The organism is Sneathiella sp. HT1-7 (assembly GCF_020731145.1).
Classification (GTDB): domain Bacteria; phylum Pseudomonadota; class Alphaproteobacteria; order Sneathiellales; family Sneathiellaceae; genus Sneathiella.
The window spans coordinates 284,441-305,764 of the sequence record NZ_JAJFZN010000003.1 but is presented as its reverse complement, the minus strand read 5'-3'; the positions used below and the strand labels follow the sequence as shown (position 1 = coordinate 305,764).

Annotated in this window: 18 protein-coding genes; 3 read left to right on the top strand and 15 right to left on the bottom strand. The window is 51.5% G+C overall.

What is annotated here, in order from left to right:
• Positions 1-5: 5 nt before the first annotated feature.
• The 3 genes from LKE13_RS11155 to LKE13_RS11145 all read right to left on the bottom strand — a co-directional run bounded on the left by LKE13_RS11155 (position 6) and on the right by LKE13_RS11145 (position 7,061).
• Positions 6-797 carry an enoyl-CoA hydratase-related protein gene (locus LKE13_RS11155; RefSeq protein ID WP_227951327.1) on the bottom strand — a complete coding sequence of 264 codons (792 nt, stop codon included), beginning with the start codon at positions 795-797 and terminating at the stop codon, positions 6-8.
• Positions 798-882: 85 nt separating this feature from the next.
• On the bottom strand, positions 883-5,241 hold the full coding sequence (locus LKE13_RS11150) for a translocation/assembly module TamB domain-containing protein (protein WP_227951325.1): 4,359 nt from the start codon (positions 5,239-5,241) through the stop codon (positions 883-885).
• Positions 5,241-7,061, bottom strand: a complete 1,821-nt coding sequence (locus LKE13_RS11145; protein WP_227951322.1) for an autotransporter assembly complex protein TamA — start codon at positions 7,059-7,061, stop codon at positions 5,241-5,243. The genes LKE13_RS11150 and LKE13_RS11145 overlap by 1 nt, the downstream gene beginning before the upstream one ends.
• Positions 7,062-7,343: 282 nt before the next feature.
• Between LKE13_RS11145 and LKE13_RS11140 the strand changes: the two genes are divergently transcribed.
• The 3 genes from LKE13_RS11140 (at position 7,344) to LKE13_RS18905 (ending at position 9,237) form a co-directional block, all read left to right on the top strand.
• Positions 7,344-7,973 (top strand): DUF6134 family protein, encoded by a 630-nt coding sequence (locus tag LKE13_RS11140; protein ID WP_227951320.1) that lies wholly within the window; start codon positions 7,344-7,346, stop codon positions 7,971-7,973.
• 93 nt (positions 7,974-8,066) lie between these two features.
• Positions 8,067-8,732: a hypothetical protein gene (locus LKE13_RS11135; RefSeq protein WP_227951318.1), complete on the top strand. Its 666-nt coding sequence runs from the start codon at positions 8,067-8,069 to the stop codon at positions 8,730-8,732.
• Between the two features lie 40 nt (positions 8,733-8,772).
• The gene (locus LKE13_RS18905; RefSeq protein WP_415776524.1) at positions 8,773-9,237 is read left to right on the top strand and encodes a PilZ domain-containing protein; all 465 of its coding nucleotides are present in this window, start codon (positions 8,773-8,775) and stop codon (positions 9,235-9,237) included.
• On the opposite strand, the gene LKE13_RS11125 is transcribed toward LKE13_RS18905, so the two are convergent.
• From LKE13_RS11125 to LKE13_RS11070, 12 genes are read right to left on the bottom strand one after another with little or no spacing between them, the layout of a single operon-like run.
• Positions 9,230-10,471, bottom strand: a complete 1,242-nt coding sequence (locus LKE13_RS11125) for a beta-ketoacyl-ACP synthase (protein WP_227951315.1) — start codon at positions 10,469-10,471, stop codon at positions 9,230-9,232. The genes LKE13_RS18905 and LKE13_RS11125 overlap by 8 nt on opposite strands.
• Positions 10,471-11,196, bottom strand: coding sequence for a 3-ketoacyl-ACP reductase FabG2 (locus tag LKE13_RS11120; protein WP_227951313.1), 726 nt, complete (start codon positions 11,194-11,196; stop codon positions 10,471-10,473). The genes LKE13_RS11125 and LKE13_RS11120 overlap by 1 nt, the downstream gene beginning before the upstream one ends.
• A 20-nt stretch (positions 11,197-11,216) precedes the next feature.
• Positions 11,217-11,639, bottom strand: a complete 423-nt coding sequence (locus LKE13_RS11115; RefSeq protein WP_227951310.1) for a hypothetical protein — start codon at positions 11,637-11,639, stop codon at positions 11,217-11,219.
• Positions 11,636-12,817: a beta-ketoacyl-[acyl-carrier-protein] synthase family protein gene (locus tag LKE13_RS11110; RefSeq protein ID WP_227951308.1), complete on the bottom strand. Its 1,182-nt coding sequence runs from the start codon at positions 12,815-12,817 to the stop codon at positions 11,636-11,638. Before LKE13_RS11110 ends, LKE13_RS11115 begins: the two co-directional genes overlap by 4 nt.
• Complete coding sequence (locus LKE13_RS11105) at positions 12,814-13,314, bottom strand: DUF3261 domain-containing protein (RefSeq protein WP_227951306.1); 501 nt, start codon at positions 13,312-13,314, stop codon at positions 12,814-12,816. The genes LKE13_RS11110 and LKE13_RS11105 overlap by 4 nt, the downstream gene beginning before the upstream one ends.
• Positions 13,305-14,537, bottom strand: a complete 1,233-nt coding sequence (locus LKE13_RS11100) for an NAD(P)/FAD-dependent oxidoreductase (protein ID WP_227951303.1) — start codon at positions 14,535-14,537, stop codon at positions 13,305-13,307. The genes LKE13_RS11105 and LKE13_RS11100 overlap by 10 nt, the downstream gene beginning before the upstream one ends.
• Before the next feature lies 1 nt (position 14,538).
• The gene (locus tag LKE13_RS11095) at positions 14,539-16,863 is read right to left on the bottom strand and encodes an MMPL family transporter (protein ID WP_227951301.1); all 2,325 of its coding nucleotides are present in this window, start codon (positions 16,861-16,863) and stop codon (positions 14,539-14,541) included.
• Positions 16,860-17,468: a LolA family protein gene (locus LKE13_RS11090; protein WP_227951299.1), complete on the bottom strand. Its 609-nt coding sequence runs from the start codon at positions 17,466-17,468 to the stop codon at positions 16,860-16,862. Before LKE13_RS11090 ends, LKE13_RS11095 begins: the two co-directional genes overlap by 4 nt.
• On the bottom strand, positions 17,462-17,872 hold the full coding sequence (locus LKE13_RS11085; RefSeq protein ID WP_227951297.1) for an acyl-CoA thioesterase: 411 nt from the start codon (positions 17,870-17,872) through the stop codon (positions 17,462-17,464). The genes LKE13_RS11090 and LKE13_RS11085 overlap by 7 nt, the downstream gene beginning before the upstream one ends.
• Positions 17,869-19,569 carry a glycosyltransferase family 2 protein gene (locus LKE13_RS11080; RefSeq protein ID WP_227951295.1) on the bottom strand — a complete coding sequence of 567 codons (1,701 nt, stop codon included), beginning with the start codon at positions 19,567-19,569 and terminating at the stop codon, positions 17,869-17,871. Before LKE13_RS11080 ends, LKE13_RS11085 begins: the two co-directional genes overlap by 4 nt.
• Positions 19,566-19,946 carry a 3-hydroxyacyl-ACP dehydratase FabZ family protein gene (locus LKE13_RS11075; RefSeq protein WP_227951293.1) on the bottom strand — a complete coding sequence of 127 codons (381 nt, stop codon included), beginning with the start codon at positions 19,944-19,946 and terminating at the stop codon, positions 19,566-19,568. The genes LKE13_RS11080 and LKE13_RS11075 overlap by 4 nt, the downstream gene beginning before the upstream one ends.
• Positions 19,939-21,324, bottom strand: coding sequence for an AMP-binding protein (locus tag LKE13_RS11070; RefSeq protein ID WP_227951291.1), 1,386 nt, complete (start codon positions 21,322-21,324; stop codon positions 19,939-19,941). Before LKE13_RS11070 ends, LKE13_RS11075 begins: the two co-directional genes overlap by 8 nt.

Genomic DNA, 21,324 nt, shown 5'->3' with positions numbered 1-21,324 from the left:
AGGGCTTAGCGGCCTTTCCAGTCGGGTTTACGTTTTTCGGAGAAAGCGCGCGGCCCCTCTATCCGGTCATCGGACTGATACCATTCCTTGAACGCGGGATAATCTTTCTGGTTCTTGATTGCCTCTTCAAGGGAGGGTTCATCCACGCTGCGCATCACTGTCTCCTTGGAGGCGCGGATCGCATGCGGGCTGCCGCGCAGGATAAGGCCGCACCACCGCTCAATCGCCTCCTCCATCGCGTAGGGCGCCACCACCTCGTTCACGAAGCCAAGGCGATCCCCTGTTTCGGCATCGACGCTATCGGAACTCAGGATCATCCCCATCGCTTTTTTCAGGCCTATCTGCCGGGCAAGACGGTGGAGCCCGCCACCGAGCGCGACTGCGCCAACTAACGGCTCAGGCAGGCCAAAGCGGGAATTTTCCGTCGCGATGATAATGTCGCAGGCAAGCGCAATCTCGAATCCGCCACCGAGCGCTACACCATCGACCGCAGCAATGATGGGCTTGTTCAAATCAAACCGCTCGATCAGGCCCGCATAGCCGTTTTTGGGATACTCACGCGCCTTCGGATCCGTGCTCGCGGCGATTGCCTTCAAATCACTGCCTGCACAGAAGGCCCGTTCCCCCCGCCCCTTCAGGACGCATATATACTGGTCATCATTCGCCGCAAACTCATCCAACGCACGTTGCATTTCATCATGCATCGGCTTATGGATCGCGTTCATCACCTCTGGCCGCTCAAAAGTAATCCGGGTGATATGGTTCTCCGCCGTGACGGAAATGAATTCATAGCTCATAAGGCCCCTCTTTTCTGTTAGCTTTTCTTCTTTTTCGTCATCATAGCAAGCGGCGAAAAGATACCTAGAAAAAAAGCGGCAACTCCTAGTAATCCCATTTCCAGAAAATACCAACACTGCTGTCTGTCGATTGCCCCATCTCGCTTTCTACAGAGATATTGGGGGTCAGCTCAATCTGCACCTTGGCACGCGTGCCGCCGGATTGAGTTCCCTGATCTACCCCAACATAGATATTATCCGAGACATATTTTCCGACACTTACTTCGGATTCGCCGGTTTGCTCGTTAGTGCTGGCGCTGACAACATCTACACCGAGGGTATCCCGCACAAAGCCCGTAATACCGCCGCCGCTGCCCAGCTTACCCGAGAGAGCGGCTACCGTCTCTGCCAGTTGCACCGCTTCGATCGCCGATAGTTTACCTGAGGATTTACCAAACAGGACCTGAGCCAGCACCTCGTCCTGCGGCAGTCCGTCAGGAGATGAAAAACTAATTTCCGGATTTGTGGCCGTCCCGGATATCGTCACAATCGCCGTTACATTCGATCCAGTGTATGTTGCTTTTAGCGAGAGTTCCGGGTTAATGGTTTCCCCGCCAACCAAAGAAATTTCTCCTTCAGTTAGTTCAAAACTCTTGCCCGCGAATGTGAATTGCCCCCGCACCGGGCTAATATACCCTTCGATAACCGGTTTATCCGCCGTACCCCGGATCGTGAAATTGCCCTTCCATTCGGAATCAAGACCGCGACCCCGAATGAACACCCGGCTGGGCATATCGAGATCGAAATCAAGTGAGATTTTGGACGGTTCGGCCTCTTTTACCTTTTCCCTGGGCTTTTCGCCGGGTTTATTGATCGTCTCATATTTCAGCTCCACAACATTTGGCGCAACCGAACCGCCGATATTGAGTTCTACCTCTCGAGTAGTCGCTTCGCCTTCCACGGTCAGATGCTGAAGGTTGCCCCTTATGTCGATATTGGCATCGGTAATGGCCGAAATCTCATCACGATTAATCGCCAGAAGATTGGAAAGAACTATATTCAGATCAAGTTCCGGCTCTGTCAGCTTGGCAAAGTCTACAGTACCCGAGGAGGTTACTTTTCCGCCCTGACTATCCGACGCGTTGAACTCAATTTTGAGCGTATCCGCATCAGTTATATTCGCATTCAGGGTGATATCCTTAAGAATGGTGCCCTGCTCAACATCTTCGAAATAGCCGTTGCTAATGCGTGCCTGCCCGGCAATAACGGGGGCTGAAATGGTGCCGTTAATAGTCGCATTGGTAGCCAATTGACCCTTCATGTCCTGTGTATCCAGTGCAAGAAGTGGCCATATCTTATTGATATCGCTATTTATATTTATATCTAATTTAACCGGTTTTTTTTCATCAACAAGAATATTTCGGGTATCCAAGGAAATATCAAACGGAAGCTGTCCGGAAACATCAATACTGGTTGCTTCCAGCCCTTTAACATTTCCCTGAAAGGTAAGCTGCCCATCGCTCAATTTTGCCGTCAGATTATTCTCGAACGTGGGTAATTCTCCATAATCTTCATCCTCCAGCTTGATATCCTTGGCCTTGATGGAAAGGTTTCCCGTTGCCGGTGTTCCCTTCGTCGCCCGCAGCGTCACGTCTCCATCCAATCCCCCGGAGACGGCATACGCCGGATCAATAAGCTCGACAAGATCAACCGGCAAATCGTTGAACGCCAAATCCATACGAGCAGTCTCATTTGATAATTTTCCCGATCCACGGAGTGATCCTGCCCCGAAAGTAAGCGCGAAATCATCAAGATTAATATTTCCCCCCTCCTGTTCGAGATAAAGGGGTTTGGTCAGCTCGATTTTCCGGTCCGCGAAAGCGCCATCCAACGTCACCAGCCGCAGCTTCGTCATTGCTTCGGTGAAGGCAAATGTACCGCTTCCGGAAAGTTTCAATTCCGGTTCTTGACCACGCAGAAGGCCAAATCGATAGTCGATATTCGATAAATCACCTGATGCAGTAGCCGTAAGTTCCTTTAATTGTTGCCCCGCCGCCAGAATGTCATCCGCTTTCGCATTGACCTTCAGGCTCGGTGTGCCTAGGGCATCAATAACGTCAAGGCCGGCAGTGACTTTTGCAATGCCGATATCTGCCGCCGCAACGTTAAGACTATTTGCCTCCATCGTCGCCTTGACGGATTGCGTTCCGCCAGCATCCGCAAGCGTCGCCGTGAATTCGATAGAGCCTGAGGCGGTCTCTTCCATCAACTCAGCGATCGGGGCAAGATTCGGAATTTTCCCTGTCATAGTTCCTTTAAGTGGCGTTCCATCAAAAGGTACCGTGAGGTTGCCGGTGATCTTGTTCTTCTGTTCTGTAAGGACAATATCAGAGAGTTCCAACCGGCTATAGTCAAGCATGGCGAACTTGGCAAACGCATCCGCCGTTACTTGCGCATGGCGAAGCTGCGCCGAAAAACCTCCGACAGGCGAGGTTGCCAGCGCCGATGCATTATAACTCGCGTCAACTACCCCTATTAATGTGCCATCGAGCTGAAGATCGCCGATCTTGACATCGCCGTTGATAGACGGATCATCAGGCGATCCCGATAACAACGCCGTTAGTTCCGCGTTTCCGGAAAGTGGGATACCGGCAAGATCACTGAGATTTGCAAGACTGGGCAGGCTTGCCGTTAAATCCGCATTGATAGTGTCAAAGGCGAGTGGCAGGCTTGCGTGCCCCCGGACATCCCCTGCTTCAGTCGCAAGCTTGATGTCAGAGAGGGAAAGCAGCTCCCCGACTAGATCAAGGTCCAGCGAAAGCGCAAGTGTCGGCCCGGTCCCTAGCAGCGAGGTCAGGTTTGCATCGCCCATATCGAGATTAACCGTATGCGCGTTGAGTTGACCGGTCAGAGACTTGCTGACGTCCCCGCTTGATAGGGTGAGATCGGCTAGAAGCTCCCCTTTCATCGGTGCGATACGGGAAAGTTCGTCTAGTTTTATCGATATATCCGCACTCGCGCCGAGATCAGCGAAACTAATCTCGCCCTGACTCTGCGCACTAATATGCGTACCAAGAAGGCGCAATGAACGAAGGGTGAGTTTTTCACTCTTAACGCCATAATCCATCTCAAAATCGATATCGAGATTTTCACCAACGAGACCGACAACTTCATCCGGAAGCTTAGAGAGACTGCCAAGCGCGGCAGAGCCAGTAACCGGCACAGTCGTTAGTGCCGTAAGATCAAGTTCAGAGGTGAATGTACCCGTCACCGACCGCGCGGCAAGACTATTGTCGATATCAAGATCGGTAGCTTTCAAAATCGCATTGGCCGTCAGATTATCAAAGGTCCCGTGTATATCGAGATCGAGCGTACCATCACGAATGGCGGCAGGCGCAATCAGGTCATTCACAGGCGCAGTATCACGCAACGCAGTTTTTACTGCCAGATTGATGGCCTCATTTGACGGGTCAACCTTACCGCTCGCCCGCAGCTGCAGGACGGCGTTTTCAATATTGGCGGAAGAGAGAGTTACTTCGGTACTTTCCGTATCTAAGATCAACGAGGCCGTGACTGAAATCCGCGAGTCGTCGATAAGCGGAATATCGGCCGCGAGAGACTGATCCAGAGCACCTCCTCCTTTCAGTTCGATGTTAATTTTCTCTGCCCCTTGCGTTGCGATGGCAAAATCAGCATCGAAAAGCTTGCCTGCACTCGCGCTGAACTGCCCGCGCCACGCGTTAAGAACGCCATTACCGACCAGATCCATCTTGATCGCCGGATAACCGGGCAACACCAAAAAGCGGGATATAAGGCCCCCTTCGGGCTCGTCCAGCTTCGCTTCGATTGCCAATGTCTCACGAACCGGATCAAAATCCACACCACCCGTCAGGAGAGCGCCCGGACCGTTCAACTCCGTCAGTTTAACCTCACTGCGAATAACATCGTCGGTCTTGGCATTTAAATTCATCAAGAGAGCGAGATCTGCCGCCTGACCAACAACAGGTTCTGCGATATTTATCTCCAGTATCTCGAACCGCGACAGCCTGATATCAATAGGTAAGGACGGTATTCCTGCAGAGGCCTTGTTTTCTTCTTCAGAGGACGGCAAATCCGGCTGACGATCCACGGAAAGGGTTTTAGCAGTGACTACGTGAATGGACAGCGTGCCGGATATAAGGTCAAGCGGTGACCAGGAGACAGCGATATCTTCTATGCTCAGCCATTCGCCCATTGCATCCCGAAGGCGGATCTGTTGCAGAGAAAAATCCCCAAAAATATTGCCGTCTAATGGCCCAAGTTTCAGCTCAAGCTCACCGGGAGTCGAGGCGGCTTCCTCGATTTGGGAGACCAGCAACGCACGGCCGCTGTCCATTTGCAAAAATGCGTACCCGCCCGTAATGATAATCAGCAGGATCAGGAATGGCGCGCAGATAATCGCCGCGATAAGCTTCTTGCGTGTCATTAAAAGGCCTGACCGATACTGATATAGAACTGATAGGCATCATCCACATTCTTGCGACGATTTAGGGGAACAGCGACATCGAAGCGGATTGGGCCGATTGCTGTGTAATAGCGAAATCCAAGACCAGCACCCCAGAGAAATTCACCGGAAAAATCGGGCGCCATACTCTCATAGACGTTGCCACCCTCGATAAAAGGGACAAGGCCAATACTGTCTGTGATACGCGTACGTGCCTCAAAACCGACCTCCAGAAGTGACCGCCCGCCAATGGGATCATTACTGGCATCGAGAGGGCCGACCGTCTGGTATTTATAGCCCCGGACAGACCCGCCGCCACCCGCATAAAACCGCTTATTTGCCGGAATAGACCCAGCACTATCTCCCGCCATCAAACCAACCTTTCCGCGAGCGGCCAAAACCAGACGATCTTCTTCAAGGACAGAATAATAGGTGGAGCCATCCATCTCGAACCTGATGAAATCGGGCGTATCGTCATTGAGCCCGAGATACGGCACGAGGGAAGCCGCGAAACGCCGGCCTTTTGTCGGATCCAAAAGATCATTCGTGGAATCATATCGGGCCGTCAGCGGCAACCCGACAAGCGCGTAATTCTCGGTCACACCACTGTCATCGATTTTTGCGTACTCGGCAGAAACACCGGCGCCGACCACCCATTTCTTTCGCCAGCGCCTATCCAACCCGATATAGGCAGAAACCGCATCTTCGTCATAAGCATCGGTATTTTCATTGCGAATGTCGAAATTTGCATTCAAATTCTGGTCAATTTTAGTGAAATTGGGCTTCACGAAGGTGAGCTTTAACTCACGACGAATTTCTGCAATCGTTAGATCTGCCCGTAGTTTCTCCCCCTCGCCGAAGTAATTGCGATTTTCCCAGTAATACTGTGTGCCGAAGCCTTCACTGGTTGAAAAACTCGCCCCAACACCAACAGATCGTCGATCCCGCTCGACAAAAACAAGAGTGATCGGAACAGTACTGTCAGGCTGCTCTTTTTCACGGGTCTTCAAACGAACGCTATCAAAAAGACCGCTCCGCAGGTAGCGCCGCCTCAGACTATCAAGAACACGGGTATCATAGAGTTTACCCGGCTGCCATTCAGCAAGACGCCGGATATAGGCTTCCTCAACTTCTTCCAGCCCTTCAAGCCTGAGCTCCCCCATGTAAAGGCGGGGTCCCGCGTCAATGGTCAGCGTCACCTCCATACCGTCAGTCGCAAAATCGACGATGGCGTCCTGTTTTGCAACAGTCGCATTGGGAAACCCGCGATTGGCAAGATCCACAATTATCTGCGTCCCCGCGTTAACCACAGGCTCTGATCGCGCAGCCATCCCGATCTCTATATCAATTGCAGATAAGGTCGGCGCGGCGGGGATATCTTTTCCCTTTGCAAAATGAATATCAAACTTAGTGATCCGGAAAAGAGGACCCGGCGTGATGTCAAAGGTGATAGCGATGGGCTGCTGTTTATTATCAATCTTCAGCACTACTTCATTGGCGTAATATCCCTCCGATCGGAGAACTTTTTTAAAACCCTCTACATCTGTTTCCGCGCGGCGGCGCAAAGCTGCAAAACTCGGCGGAAGCTTGTCTTCAAGTTGCTCAAGACGAGAGGATTGCTCCATCAGTTCCAAGACGGAATCCGTCGGCGCGCCATTTATTTTGACATCATAGTTTAAATCCGGCTCTGCAGTTTCCGTAGCAGGCGCCGCCTCTGCGGCACGCAAAGGCATCGCAACCGCCATAGACAATACCAGCCCCAAAAGGAGCAGCAGAAAAATGTTCATTCGACGATTGGACAACAAGGCTCATTATCTCGGAAAAGCCGGGTAGTGCGCCCCGGGCATAGGTCAAAGCTCGTTCTTTGCATCTTAATATGTTATCTGTAACCTAATGTTCCCCTCGCACAGAGTCTAGGTCACGACCCAATAAAAGGCACCAAACAGGAGGAAAAAAAGTGTATTTTCGTTATCCGGCCTAATAGAAAATGAACCTCTTGGTACATGGGTAATAATATTCAACGATTATTTGGAAAATATTTTCGTCGGACTATATAATACTGTTATGATTTTAGGAGAAGCATAATGTTACGCACTGTATTAACTCTCTTGGTACTCGTCACTATATCGCCTGGTTTAGCGCTCGCCGAGAAAGTTCAGAAAAATCAGTTTGCCTCTGTATATCTCAAAGATGATAAGGTTGGCCAAGTCCATTTGACAACAATACGCAACGAAAAGGGCGAGATTGAGGAAATGCGCGCCAACGCCTCGGTCTCTTTTCTGGGGATGGAAGTATATGGGTTCAACCAGGATTTGAAGGAAACCTGGTCCAGCGGAGAACTCCAGAAAATGGAAGGGAAAACCGACGACAACGGTACAGCCCATGAAATTTCCCTCAACCGAGGGGCCAAGGATTATAGCGCTGCCTACAACGGCAAAGACCTAACCCTTCCTCTCAATGCATTTCCGACCTCCCCTTGGCATTACAGCATTACCGACAATACACTTCTTTTCAATATCGTCGATTTTAAGCTTCTAAACGTCAAAATCGCCAAGACAAATGACACGGTCAAGGTCAACGGCAAGGACATCAAGGCTGATAAGTTCACATTCACCGGCGACTGGAAAGCGAAGCTCTGGTTCGATGAAAACAAGGAATTTGTCAAAGGTGAATATGACGTCTCCGGCCGTCAGGTGATGGTAATTCTGGATTAGAAAACGCGGCCAGCACCTGAAATTCGGTTGCCATTCAAACTAGTCATCTCTTAGAATAAAAGTCACTCATTTCGTGTTTTGGTTGGATATTCCATGTTTCGCACTTTCATTTCTGCATGCCTGATTTTATTTCTCGCAGCGTGTACAGCTTCAAAATTAGATACTGATTACACTTTCAATCTAACAAGTGACCAGAACCTCCTTATCATCAAACAAAAGCCGTCTCGCCAGAAAGCAGGGATTATTTTTGGGCAGGTTGATTTGACCGAGCGAAAATTTACAGATGTCAGGGCGAACTTCCTTATTTGTGGCGGTTTATGCGATACGGTATCCAGCTTCGGGACGTCAAAGCTTCAGGAAGGCACGCCGGATTTCTTCCTGAAACCTGTTCCCGCCGGCAAATATGCCGTTATGTCAAAATGGACAACCGGCTTTCGATCGATGACCACCACATGCTTTGCCAAGGGGACATATGTTTTCGATCTTGCCCCGGGTAAAGTCAGTCTGATTCTCATGGATAAGCTGGCCAACGCAGAAGACGCGCTGAAGCAAGCGAAACAATTAATTGCTTCATATCCAAACATTAAAGGAGAAATCGAATTAGCTTTACCAGTAGCAAAAATATCCTTCACTCCTGGCCGGACAGTTTTTAATAAGCAGCAATGTACGCCGAATTCGGAAGAGCGCCCCATTAAAATCCTCAAGCGATATGGCATTCGGCTTATTGAAGCCAGCAACGAATCCTTTGGCGCGAATTGAGCATATGAAGATTCCCTTGTAGGCGGCTATATTTCACCTTTTGTTAAGGGTATCTGTTCATTTCATATTAATATCTTTTCGATTTACTTGCTTCTCGTTTATACTAATTAAACAAACAACAGTCAGATTGGGTGGAACGATTTCGGAACAGAATGATGCAGGCGCTTCCGGACTAGACAAGCGGAAGTTCAGACGCAAGACAGTCATGTGGAATGGCAAACTGTCCTTGCTTTGGGGGGCCCGACTGATGGGCAACGAACAGACTGTTCCGGGTGTGGTGCGGGACATGTCAGTTAGCGGCGCGCGTTTTCAGACGAAACAGGACTTCCGGCCAACCAGTGACGTTATTCTGGAAGTCCCGCGTTTCGGGGCGTTCAACTGCAATCTTGTCTGGCAAAACGGCCATGTTGTGGGACTCAGGTTCGTCGATCCGCCGGAGTTTATTTTCAATACAGTAAACGGCGCCCTACCAGGTATTTCCCTCGATCCCAATCCGATTAACTAGACCCGCTTTCGGCAGCGTTCCGAAAGATGAGTGAACTGTTAATGCCGCCAAAGGCAAAATTATTGCTCATCAGGTGACGGACGGCAACGTTCCGCCCCTCTCCAGTGACATAATCAATCTCGGCGCAGGCGTCATCGACGTTGTCGAGGTTGACTGTCGGGGCGAACCATCCCTCCCGCATCATTTCAATGCCGAGCCAGGCCTCGATTGCGCCGCATGCACCCAGGCTATGACCAAAATAGCTTTTGAGGGAATGGATAGGAATATTTGATCCCATCACTTTATCAGTTGCATGAGTTTCGGCGATATCCCCCTGCTCTGTCGCGGTGCCATGCCCGCTGATAAAGTCGATATCCGAGGCAATCAGCCCCGCATTATCAAGCGCGCCCTGCATCGCAACTTCCATTGTTGCCTGAGTGGGGTTGGTGATATGACGACCATCTGAATTAGTGGAAAAGCCAACGATTTCAGCCAGTATCGGAGCACCGCGCGCCACAGCATGATCATAGGATTCCAGAACCAGCGTTGCCGCCCCTTCCCCGATCACAAGGCCGTCCCGATCTTTATCAAACGGGCGCGGAGATAAATGCGGGGTATCGTTCTTGATACTGGTGGCATAAAGCGTATCGAATACCGCCGCCATGGTTGGACAAAGCTCCTCCGCCCCGCCAGCAACCATAAGATCCTGCATTCCATATTTAATCGCTTCATAGGCATAGCCGATACCTTGGCTACCAGAGGTACAGGCGCTAGAGGTCGGAATGACACGCCCCGCAAGGCCAAAGAAAACACCAATATTGACCGCTGTCGTATGGCTCATCATCTTGACATAGCTGGTGGCAGTCAGATCACGCGAGTGACCATCCCTTATCAAATCTGTAAAGGCGATGACCGGCTTCGTACTGCCGAAGGAGGAACCATAGGCCACCCCCATCTTCCCGGATTTAATCACTGGGTCTTCCAGAAGGCCCGCCATCTCCAGCGCCTGCTCCGTCGCATAAACGGCCATTTTTGAGACGGGCCCCATACTGCGAAGCGCTTTTCTCGAATATCTCTTGTCAATATTGAACCCTTCCACCGGTCCGGCGAGACGGGTATTCAGGCCATCATAAAAATCCCAGCTTTCCATGCGCTGAATACCGGTTTCTCCCGCACGCATTTTTTCTGAAATCGTATTCCACTCTTCCCCCAGTGAGGTTACGCCGCCCATGCCTGTAACAACAACGCGCTGCATTACGCCATCCCTCCGTTTACAGAGATTACCTGCCGCGTGATATAGGCGGCGCCATCAGAGCATAAAAACGAGACCGTCGCCGCTACCTCATCCACATCGCCAAGGCGACGTAGCGGGATCATTTTCATAATTTCATCGAGCGGCAGGTCATCTGTCATCGCCGATTCAATCAAGCCCGGCGCCACGCAGTTGACCGTGATTTTCCGTTTTGCAAGTTCCAGCGCGAGCGATTTCGCCGCCCCGATCAGACCAGACTTCGACGCACTGTAATTCACCTGCCCGCGATTACCCATCTCCCCTGAAACCGAGGACATAACCACAATTCGCCCGCCCTTTCGGGCTGATACCATCGGCATGGTAATGGGTTTTAGCACATTGTAAAAACTATCAAGGTTAGTGTGAATAACGGCATCCCAGTCGTCATCGGTCATGGCCGGAAAGGCAGTATCCCGGGTAATTCCTGCGTTCAATACCGCACCATAAAAAGCACCGAATTCTTCAACATCAGCTTCCAGTATATCCCGACATTGATCTCGATCGGCAATATCGAACTGAACCAATCGAGCCTGTCCGCCCGCTGCCTCAATCAACTCAACTGTTCCCAACCCGGCATCACGATTGCGGCCGCAATGGGCGACAATATCAAAGCCATCCTGTGCGAGCCGCAGCGCAACGGCACGGCCTATCCCGCCGCTTGCCCCTGTAACTAGAATTCTATTTTGCATTCATTTTCACGCGATTATTTTTAAGGTTGGTATACATTAAGCCGAGCTTTAGCGACAAGCTCTTCCGCCCGGTAGATCGTTCCATCAAAGACCGCCATCGGCGTTTCGTCATATACCAGCTCAACTTTTACATTCAGCCTGTCTCCTATCAAAAAGTCAGAGCAGTTCAATGTCATATTTCTGGAGCTAACGAGATAACCGATCTTGACGCCTTCACCGGCATTACGCGCCTTGATCCCACTATAGGCGGCAATGGTTTGAGCCATATACTCAATTCCGACATAAGCGGGCACAGCGCCCTTTTCAACAAACGGGCTTTCTGCCGTAATCTTCACCACAGACTCAACGGCGGTTTCATTATAAGCAGCCACCCCGTCAATCAGGATCATCGGCGGCGCATGATAAAGAATTTCTGTAATGTCGTAAGGGCAGGCTTGCATCATTCCCCCTCTTTACTGAGGATTACGCTAATATTGTTCCCGCCAAAAGCAAAGGAGTTTGTCATCATCGCGCGTGCATCGGACCCCGCCATCCCTGTGGGCACAAGCTTTAGTGGTGGCAGTTCAGGGTCTACCACTTCATCCCAGATATGCGGTGGCAACATTCCCGCCTCTGACTTTAGCGCGAGCCACAGAAAGCCGAGTTCCGTACTTCCTGCTGCGCCGAGCGTATGACCCGTCAGCGGCTTGGTTGAGCTGCAGGGCACCGCTCCTAGCAACTCGTACACCGCTTTCGCCTCAACACTGTCATTGAGTTCGGTCGCTGTCCCATGAAGATTGAGATAGGCAATATCCTCGGGTGTAAAACCGCTTTGATCGAGTGCCTGATGCATGGCATTTAGGGCACCCAGACCTTCAGGGTCCGGCGTACTCATATGGTAGGCATCGGAAGTCTCACCGATCCCGGCGATGCGGACAGACGATGGTTCCCTGCTCATCAGGAACACGGCGGCCCCCTCTCCGATATTGATACCATTGCGATTTTGGCTGAATGGATTGCAAAGCTCCGGAGAGAGCAGATCGAGGGACGCAAAGCCGTTCATTGTCAGGCGGCAAAGCGTATCTGCCCCGCCTACAATCGCCGCATCGCAAAGGCCCGCCGCCATCATCCGCCGGGCTGAAGCAAGCGTCTTGGCACTGGAAGTACAGGCCGTTGAAATCGTCATGGCAAGTCCTGACAAACCGAAGTAGGATCGCGCGAATAAGGCAAGAGAGGCATTATCCTGACGATTGTAGTCAAATCCCTCGGGGAAACTCCCGCTCTTTACTTTCTCGGCGATGCCGGGTTCATTATCGCTGATCCCGGAAGTACTTGTGCCAAGAATGACGGCAACCCGGTCCGGTCCGTATTTATCAATGGCCGTACGGATATCGCCTTCTATCTCCTGCATTGCTACGAGTAACATTCGGTTATTACGGCTGTCATAGCCGGCAAGGTCACCTGTGATTTCCGGCAAGGCTTGTGCAACCGCGCCCGCCATCACCTTCTGATCAAAAAGATACCCTTCCTGCGGTTGCATTCCCGAAGTATCGCCCGCGAACAATCCCGCGCCCACTGCCGCCTTACCAACGCCAAGCGCGTTGATCATACCAAGGGCGTTGAGATAGTAGCGTTCCGTCATTCGGTCAACTCATAGGAAACAATAGTCAATTCATAATTCGCCGCCGGGTCGCGGATTTGCACGGTTTCATTCCAGGCATTCTTGCGACCACTCTGATAGGTGATTTCTAACTGCTCTGCCCGATCTGCCACCCGCACCTGCATCGGGTCATTCTCCGGCCAGTAGGCTGCGACGATTACTTTAAGGATATCAATGGCATCAAGGTCATCGGACACCCAGTCCGCTTTGCCAGCCCTTACACCGTTCTCATCCCAGAGAATATCAAACGCACGACGACCGAACGAATCCAATCCAGCAATTTGCATTTTTTCTTCCGTCAGGCTCATCCGAACCTGTAAAGAGAAAGAATTATCACTATGGCGTCCATTCAAAACCTGGACGACTTCCCGCGGCTGTTCCTCCGGTAACTTCCATGGCGCGAAGTCCGTCGCATGTTCCGGTGCGGTTGCACAGGCGGAAACTCCGATCAGGAGAAGAAGAAAAACGGCTACGCGCATTGCTGTGCCACCATGTCCAGATATCGTGGCCCCTGCAATACAAAAGGATTTTTCTCATCCCAGGCATAGCCCGCCAGGATAGAAACAATCATCTGCTTGATCGGGTTGTCATCTCTCGGCGGGTTAAAAATTACGTCCTGCAACTCGCCGCTGTACCATGCCTCCACAAAGGCACGAAAGCAGTCCACCCCGACTTGAAGCGGCTGCGCGAAGTCCGCCTCCCAATCCACATTTTCTCCATTTAACTGGCGCATCAATGGTTCAATCAGGAGGTCCGCTGATTTGAAGGCCACCGTGACGCCGGAAGAAAACACCGGATCGAGAAACTCCCCGGCATTGCCAAGAAGGGCAAATTGCGGTCCGGCAAGGCGGGAAACTTTTGTCGAGTATCCCGACATCTCTCCAACAGGTCGCAGTTCCCGGGCATCCCTGAGAAGGTCTTTTAGCTCTTTCGTTTCATTGATGATCGCCCAAAGTTTTTCAGAAGGCGTTCCCGGATATTTCCTGAGTTCCTCCGGTGGCACAATTGCCCCCACGGAGGATTTACCGTTTGCGAACGGAATTAACCAGAACCAGATATCGCGGCAGTGTGGATGGACCGTAATCAGGATCTTGTTGCGATCGAAATCACGCGTTGCCAGCTGGTCTTCTACATGAGTGAAAAGCGCATGACGCACGGGAAAATCTGATGGAGCATCCAATTTCATCAAACGCGGCAATACCCTTCCATATCCGCTTGCATCCACAAGAAAACGCGCTGTATGTCGAAAGGCGCCCTCCGCCCCCTTCCCCACGATCACGGTGCCCGCCTCATTAAATTCGACAGCCGTCACATCTTGATGAAAACGAAGATCTACCCCTGCGTCAACGGCAGCGTCCGCCAGAAGCGAATCAAATTTTTCCCGCTCCACTTGATAAGTGTTCCCCGGCCCTTCGCCGGATTTTTCAGAAAATTTGATTGAGCTGAACCGAGTATCATCAGAAAAATTTGCGCCATCTTTATGCTGGAATCCTGCCGCCGCCAACCGCGACAGCAAACCCGCTTTCTCCATAAACACCATGGACTGAGGGAGTAAACTCTCGCCAATGACAAAGCGGGGAAAGCTGCTTTTCTCCAGCATCGCGACATTCAGTCCCTCTTGCGCGAGACGTATTGACGCAAGCGCCCCCGCCGGACCTGCACCGATAACAATAACGTCGAAATGATCGGAACTTACTGTCATTTTACAAAGGCTCCGTCATGGGGTTTTCAAGATCGGCAGCACGTGGCGCCAAAATATAGGTTAATGTAATACCGACGAGGATTGTAATCCCGAAGGCATGAATGGCAAAAGTATCGCTCAACGTCAGAAGTCCGAACGCCAGCAAGGTCGAAATTGTCGACAGGCCATTGGCCAGCATGGCGCGGCGTTGCCGTTTCCCCGACGCCTCTCGGTTAAAGAGGGCATAATCAAGGCCGATGGCGAATATCAGCATGAGAGACATTGCGTTGAAAAACGTAAAAGGCTCCCCCATCAGAGCGATCAGGCACGGGGCAAGAATCACAGCCCCCATGGACGGGATCATGACTTTGATCGCACCAAGGATACCATACCGTAAAGACAGGAAAACCCAAACAACGGCATAGGCGACCGCAAGCATGATAAGTGCACGAACGCGATACGCACCGAAGGTCTTACTGAGACTGTCCGCCTGACTGATCAGGGCAACATTTTCAGACTTCTCGGCAAGCTTTGCGAGGGGAGCCGTATCGTTCACCCCGGAAAGCGATACGGCATGTACGACAATTCCGGGAGTTTTATAAACACGAAGATGCGAAAACAGTCCCGGCAGGTTGGCATCTGTGAACTGATCAATAGTCAGAACACCCTCCCCCTGTTGATAGGGAGACAACCTCGATAACCCGATCGTTTGCATATGTTCGGCAAGATGAGGCATTAACAACTCATCTACCAAGGCCTGATTTTCAAGCTGACGCGCCTTGGAGGGCACAAACTGGGAAATCATCCGATAGCTTCCGATAATCCCGCTTGCCCGCAATGCCTCCAGATCCAGCGCAAGCGCTTCTTCTGACTGCAACACCTCATCAGGATTAGATCCACGTACAAAAAACCGGTGGGTCTGATTTTCAATTCCGGCAAGAATGCGGATGGCTTGCTCTTCGGCCTGAAGGTCCTGCGGCAAGGACTGTAATCGGCGAACATCATCATCCACCGTTATGCGCATTGCGCCAAGCCCCCCTGCGATAATTAGAAGGAAAACGAACAACCATCGCCATTTTCGGGTGGCGTCTTTCCACCAAAAATCATGAAGGAGCATTGAGAAATTGAGATATTTCTCTCCATGACGAAAGGGCGTCGCGCGATCAAGGTAGGGAAAGACATACAGCACCGTTAGATAGGCCATCGTCAGGCCGGATGCGGAAAACAGGGCAATCTGTTGAAGTCCCGGAAAAGGTGTGAGGGCGAGAGTGATAAAACCGAGAACCGAGCTGACTAGCCCCAGCGTCAGGCCGGAGCGAATGGCCCGTGCCCGCGCTGCTGGCGCAGATGACGCCTGATTAAAGCGTTCACAGAAATAGTGAAATGCATAATCCACTGAAATTCCTATCAGCCCCGCGCCGAAGACCAGAGCCAGTAGCTGCAAAGTTCCGAAAAAAAGAAGCGTAACGGCTAGCCCCCCTGCAATTCCCGAGGCGATGGCCAGGAGGCTGAGCGCGAGAGGTTGAAAACTCCGGAAAACAAGAAAATTTAGAATAATGATGCCAAGCAAAGAAATCATTCCGATAAATCCGGCCTCATCTTCGGCCTGCCGATAGGCATGCTCCCCATAGAAAACAGCACCAGTTTTCAGTATCTGGATATCTCCGTGGCGCTTTTCGAGTTTGTCTTCCGCCTCATCAAAAACCTTACGCGCGCGGGACTGAAACCCCTTGTCAAACGGATTTCCGGCGAGTTCCCCTCGGACCAGAACAAACCATTTTTCATTTTCCTCAACCGCGAGAACATTGGCGCGGCTTTGGAGTTTAGAGGTATTTTCCGTGCTGGCGGCGATATAATTGGGCAGAAGTAAAAAAGGGTCGCGCCGGATCATCTCTGCGTCAGCAAGAGAAAGCGGGGACAGTATTTGCACCAGCGCTCGATCGACGAGAACCTGCTCCTGTCCGGCAGATAGTAAGCGCCGATCCCCTTCGCCAAGCAAGCCCGTACGATGCGGAAAAAGGAGTTCATTAAGGCTTACCAATGTCGACTGGTCCGGCTGGTCCTGCGTCAAATTAACGATGCGCTTCTCTTCAAGCGTCTTGCCGAGATCAAGCGCAGCAGTCCGCGCAGTTTCAAAGTCGGGATGACCGACGAGGACAATCAACTGGTTCGAACCTTGTGATCTTTCCGCGGCTTCGGCCCGGGCGACCCACTCCGCCTCTTCCGATTGGGGAAGCATTGCAACGATATTGGTATCAAGCGGAAGGCCATCTTGCAGTCGCCAGCCGATAATCGCCATAGCACTGCACAGCAAAGCGAGATAGATCATGAGGCCAGCGCGATTCACGGCTGCTTTTCCTTGGCGGCATCAGCTGCTGCGCTGACGTCCGCCACTGGTGCCACTTTTTGATCCGAGAAGGTAATTACATCGCGATCACCGTTGCTTTTCACAATCTCTACCGTTTCCAGAAAGTCACCAATCTCGAAATTGAGATAGGCAAAGGGGAGTGTCAGGCCACTGGTTTTTGGAGAAAAGCGCAACGTATATTTCTCATCCGCGGGAAGGAGCTTCGTTCCTGCCATTTCCTCAAGCGGTGTCCAGTTTCCACTCAAGCTGTTTTCAAGCGTATCGCGCAACAATTTAAACCCAGGAAACTGCTTGAAGCTGAGGCGTGTTACCTCAGCGCCTTTCAAGCCCTGACTGAGCCCATCTTCATCGATGACCATGCGACTGAAAAATGGCTTTTCCGTCTGCCAGATCAACGCCGATTTCGGCAGGAGGAAAAATTCCCCCTCCGATAGAATCGGTCTGTCGAAATCGCGCAAGTACCGAGCCTGAACAAACCGGCCCATCACCGCCTCCCCCTCGCCCAGGATCAGCGGAGCCGACCGGACCGGAAACGCAGCCAAAATAATCATGGCGCATATGAACAGGCGGATTGATTTTAGCACAGCAGAGCTTCAACTTTTCGAAATAGAATGGGTGGTGACTGAAACAGCATTTCCTCGGAGTTCTTATCAATCGCCACCTGAATTGTAAATCCCCGTGTCAGCCGCTCACCCGTGTCTACATCCGTGATCTGGTAATTGATTTTCAGCCGATTTTCATATTCCGCAAGGTCAGCGGCGACCCGCACTTCCTGACCAAACCGGATCGATCGGATATATTTGATGCGCATATCGACAATTGGCCAGGCGAAGCCGCTCTCGCTCATCTGCTCATAATTATAGTCCATCTTGTCTAGGAGGGCACATCGGGCCTGCTCAAAGTATCGGGCATAATTGCCATGCCAGACAATTCCCATCGGATCAAGATCATAAAATTGACATTTCAGAGTAATATCCGCCGATATCATGTTGTTTCCTTGTTACTCTTAACCGGTAAGGGTTTCTTTTCTGGCGCGGCCCAGAAATCATAGAAATTATACCATTGCTCCGGATACTTTAGGCAATTTTCCTGCAAGATTTTCGCATAACCCTGCATTGGTTCCGCCAGACCATCGTGCGGTGGACGCCCGCGCTTGACCCGATCTGTAATCTTTTCGAACAGAATACGGTATTTTTTCTCGTCGCGAAGACAATGAAGCGAATAGACCGGACTGCCGAGCAATGCCGCTATGATCCACGCTCCCTCTGAAAAAGGCGCCGGTTCACCCAGAAAATCAATGTTCCGAATACGCTTGCCGCCTTCTAATGGAATTCGGTCACCTGCAATCACAATCCAGTTGCCTGCCGCAAGCTTCTCCTCAAGAAGGATAAGCGTGGCAGGACCTATATCCTGCACTTCCATAATATCAACTGTTGCGGCTGGATTAGCCTCGCTCAATATCTCGTTAAAGCGGACGGCGTTGCGCGTATGAGCGAAGACTGTGATGTTTTTAATGCCGCGTGCCGCACCGACGGCACGAAGAATATCCACATTGCCAAGATGCGATGTCACCACCATAACGCCAGACTTCCGTTCCGCTAACTTGTCCAACATGCCGAGGTCTTCTTCAACAATATCGTTGAGGCGGATATGACCGATCCAGGCTGCCAGTTTATCGAGTGCCATCGCCCCAAAGGAACGATAATGCCGCCAGAGTTGCCAAATGTTCGGCTCTCGCACCTCGCCCTGCGCCACGTATACTCGACGCCAAAAGCCGCGCGACGCTTCGCGCTGTTCCCGCCCGGTCACAAAAAAATAGAGAAGCACGGGCTGCATCGCGTACCAGCAGAACCGACGCCCGGCAATACGATATAAGGAAAAGAGTATCTTCAGGCCAAGCGCCGCCCCTCGCTCACCTATACTTCCCCAATGTCGCGGCTCTTGTATATCGCCTCTCCGATTGCGCAAAATCTTGGGCACCTGAGTGAGCATCCCGAGAACGAGCCGCGTATGCATCTTGGTAATCAGCCAGTTATCTGCACCAAGACGGAAATTAGAGATATTGTCCTCAGGATAGGTCACATGGATTGGCAACATCCGGACCGGAGTGCCGCGCCAATATATTCGCACCATGATCTCGGTATCAAAATCCATATAATGGCCGACTGGCTCACTATCGATGACGTCAATCGTCGCATTCAGCGGATATATCCGATATCCACACATACTATCCGTAATCGTTGTCGATAGCGTTTCAACCCAGACCCAGACATGGGTGATCCAGCGGGCAAATTTTCGGGAGGCCGGTATTGTTTCATCATAAATCGGCTGACCACTGATCAACGCCTCGGGATGTACCACCGCGAGGTCAATCAGTGCCGGGAGAGCGTCGACATCATGTTGTCCATCCGCGTCAATCTGTAAGGCGTGAGTGAAGCCCTCCGCTGCGGCGAGACGAAATCCAGCCATCACGGCCGCCCCCTTGCCGCTGTTCTGTGGCTGACTATGGAGCGTCACCCCCTCTTCCGGGTCATGAAATTTCTCCAACTCGGATTTTGCCGGCTCCTCGCAGCCATCATCGATAATAAAAACGCGAAGCCCTTGTCCCTTCAGCGCCCCGATTACCTTGTCGATATGGCGATAATGATTATAGCTCGGCACAATGGCCGCGAGGGAAAAATTCATGGTGCCGTCAGTTCAAAATACCCTGATGAGCAGGTCTCATCCCCATCCCGGTAGGAGAAAATAAGACGCCGCTTTTCCCGGTTCCATTCCAGGCGGAGAAAGAGAAGACTATCCGCAACGATCAATCTTGAAAATTTAAGCTGGCCCATGCGCGTGAATGGCCCGTTAAAACCAAAATGCTCCCGGCCAAGCTGTGCAGCCCAGTCAATTTGCGCCACGCCAGGCAACACCGGCTCATTCGGGAAATGCCCCTGAAACTGAAAAAGGCCCGCATCCACAAAAAGTTCAATCTCAATGATGTCCCCGTCTCGCTGTTGACTGCGAATTTCAGGAAAGTGGCGGATATTTGACCATTTTATTTCAGCGTTTTCAGTCATGATCAGGATAGTTTAGTTCCGACCTGCCGGGACCGGCAAATAGTTCGTTCAAAGCCGGTTGCTGACGTTTACCTTGAGCATTAATGGGTATCCGCTTAACAAAACGCCAGCGCTTCGGCAGCGCCGCATTCTCCAGGTTAGGCGAAAGATCCCGCCGCAAGGCGCGCCCCAAACGAAAAGCACCGATTTCTTGATGGCGCTGCCAGCCAGCCGGGCTTAACTCGACCACTGCGACAAGAGTTTCCTGCTCTTCTTTAAGGATAAAGACTGCTGTTTCCGCGACTAAATCCGATTGGGCCAGATATTTCTCGACTTCAGCAAGGGAAATGCGCTTTCCTTCAATTTTAACGAACTGATTAGCCCGTCCCATCAAGATAAAACTTCCGTCATCAAGCCGTTCAACTATGTCATTAGTCGTATCCCAATCTTTACCATCGGTATAATTTGATTTTACACTGAGCAGCCCTTGCGCATCAATCCGTGTCTGCATGCCTGGAAGCGGCGTGAAGGGCGTGCGCTGTTGTTCCTGCTGACGATGGGCGACACCGCCGGTTTCGGTGCTGCCGAATACCTCCGTCGGAAGCGGGCCAAACTTTGCGCGTGCATCTTCAGCGGCCTCAAACGGCAAGGGGCCACCGGCCGTGAATATTACCGGTGCCATTTCTTCTGCGGGCAATGGATCAAACGGTGGAATACGTGTCAGATGCGCCGGACTGGAGACAAAACAGGCAGCAGGAGGCGCGACGGCGAGCAACTCCTCCCAGATCTCAAAGGTTTGCGAAAAAAACAACCGCCCCTCACACAGCGGGAGGAGGAGCTTGAAGTAAAGGCCAAAGATATGCTGATGGCTAACGGTCCCAAGTGTTGCCGCGCCTTCCAGTTCACGTCCCCATCTCTCATCCAGAACTACCAGTTCATTCTCAATCTGCGAAAGCGTCTTGGGCACCCTTTTTGGAGTGCCCGTGGAACCAGACGTATAAAAATCAAGATATGAGCGATCAGGGTCAAGCTCCTTGAAGTCAGTGATCGCCCCTTTTGAGCCATCAATCAAAATCTGATGATCACCCCCTGCCCCCTCAATATCGGAAAGAAGCGGACAGTCCTTGCCCACAAAATGTGCTAGCATTCCCGGCAAGGCATTGGGCGGCACAACGATACGGCAATCGGCATGCAGCGCCGCCAAGAATCCGGTTGCGAAGGCATAGCTGCTTGTGGTGGCCAGCACCAGCTTACGTATATTCTGTTCCTTTAATCGGACGCAAATATCCGCAACTTCATGGCTTAAGTCATTGAAAGTCTTCACGCCGTCCGGCGTGGTCGCGACGAGTGTTTCTCTGTCATGGCTGGAGGATAGCAATTTCGATAGCGGGGTAAACAC